At 69.0% G+C, this 1,612-nt stretch carries 2 protein-coding genes and 1 pseudogene; 1 reads left to right on the top strand and 2 read right to left on the bottom strand.

Annotation, left to right across the window (positions count from 1 at the left end; all coding sequences use genetic code 11):
- Together ASG00_RS18325 and ASG00_RS11760 are read right to left on the bottom strand one after the other, a co-directional pair.
- Window positions 1-189 (bottom strand): annotated as a pseudogene (locus tag ASG00_RS18325) (electron transfer flavoprotein subunit beta); the annotation flags it as partial.
- 61 nt (window positions 190-250) lie between these two features.
- Window positions 251-1,027, bottom strand: a complete 777-nt coding sequence (locus ASG00_RS11760) for an enoyl-CoA hydratase-related protein (RefSeq protein ID WP_056209868.1) — start codon at window positions 1,025-1,027, stop codon at window positions 251-253.
- Between the two features lie 209 nt (window positions 1,028-1,236).
- On the opposite strand from ASG00_RS11760, the gene ASG00_RS15465 reads away from it, so the two are divergent.
- Window positions 1,237-1,612: hypothetical protein (locus ASG00_RS15465; protein ID WP_235559533.1), on the top strand; the 376-nt coding region annotated here is incomplete at both ends.

Here is a 1,612-nt window from a genome sequence, read left to right as displayed (position 1 = left end):
GACCGAGAGCACGACGACCTCGGTGCCCGGGTTCTTGTCGGCGTAGCTCAGCGCGACCTCGAGGGCACGCTCACCGATCTCGTCGATGACCGCATCGCTCGCGGCGCGATCCGCGAGCCCGGTCTCGAGAGACAGCTTGCGGTCACCGTAGGTGTCGGGGACTTCTTTGACCAGCACGACGATCTTCACGGGGCACTCCTTACGCCATCGCAGAGTCTAACGGAATCACGGCGAACGATGACACTGAGTCTCACCGATGATGGAACTCGGGCGCACGCTTCTCACGGAAGGCGGTCATGCCCTCCTTCTGGTCCTCAAGCCCGAACAGCGAGACGAACACCCGGCGCTCGAACCGCAGTCCCTCGGTCAAGGTCGACTCGCGCGCGACGCGCAGCGCCTCCTTCGCCGCGTAGACGACCGGCAGCGACTTCGCCGCGATCTCGTCGGCGACCGTCTGAGCCACCTCGAGCAGCTCGGCGGCGGGAACGACCCGGGAGGCGAGGCCCGCACGTTCCGCCTCGACCGCGTCGATCGTGCGCGCCGTGAGCACGAGATCGGCCGCCTTGTACGCGCCGACCGCGCGCGGCAGCCGCTGCGTGCCGCCGAGCCCCGGAATCACGCCCAGGTTGATCTCAGGCTGCCCGAAGCGGGCGGTGTCGGCCGCGAGGATGATGTCGCACGTCATCGCGAGCTCGCACCCGCCGCCGAGGGCGAAGCCCGCGACCGCCGCGACGAGCGGCGTGCGCAGCTGCGAGAGGCGCTCGAGTCCCGCGAAGGGGTTCCCCTGCTCCATCTCCAGCGGCGTCTTGTCGGCCATCTCCTTGATGTCGGCGCCGGCGGCGAAGGCCCGCTCGGAGCCGGTGATGACGATGCATCCGATCTGGTCATCGGCGTCGAAATCGGATGCCGCCGCCCCCAGCTCGCTCGCGAGCTGGGCGTTCAGCGCGTTGAGCGCGTGCGGGCGGTTCAGGGTGATCCACCCGACGCGCCCTCGGCGCTCGACCAGGATCGTCTCGTACTCGGCCATGGGTCCTCCCGTCTGCGGGGCACCCTCATCGGTGCGCACATCTTCGATCCTGCCGCGCCGAACGTGGGATGGCGAGCGCCGATGAGCCATCGATGAGATGGTGCGGAATCGGGCCTGCGAAACCTGTGAACGAACTGATAGCGCAAGCCCCTATGATCAGCGGCGATCGCGTGGGGCGATTGTTGGGCATCAGCTTGTCCGTTCGCGANGTCATGGGCTCGGTCGTCGCGCTCGGCGCGCTGCTGGGCTCTCTGATCGCGGCGGCGCCCATCGTGGCCGCGCCCGCACTGGCGCAGAACGCGGCGCCCTATCGGGATTGCACGGCGTTGCCGCCCAATCTCGTCGACAACTGCGGTTTCGAACAGGCGCCCGTCGGCGACGAGATCGTGCCGGGATGGGGAGTCACCTTCGGCGACGGATCGGAGTCGGCGCTCACGCTCGGCCCGACGACCGAGCTCCCGCATTCGGGCAGCGGGGTGCTCGTCTTCCAACCGGCGGGCGGGAACGACCCCGACACGGTCACGCAGTCGCTGCCCCACCTGCAGCCGTCGAGCACCTACCAGTTCGGCGTCTGGTGGTACGGCG

It is taken from the genome of Microbacterium sp. Leaf351 (assembly GCF_001423825.1).
In the GTDB taxonomy this organism is placed as follows: domain Bacteria; phylum Actinomycetota; class Actinomycetes; order Actinomycetales; family Microbacteriaceae; genus Microbacterium; species Microbacterium ginsengisoli.
This window is presented reverse-complemented; position numbering and strand designations above follow the sequence as displayed.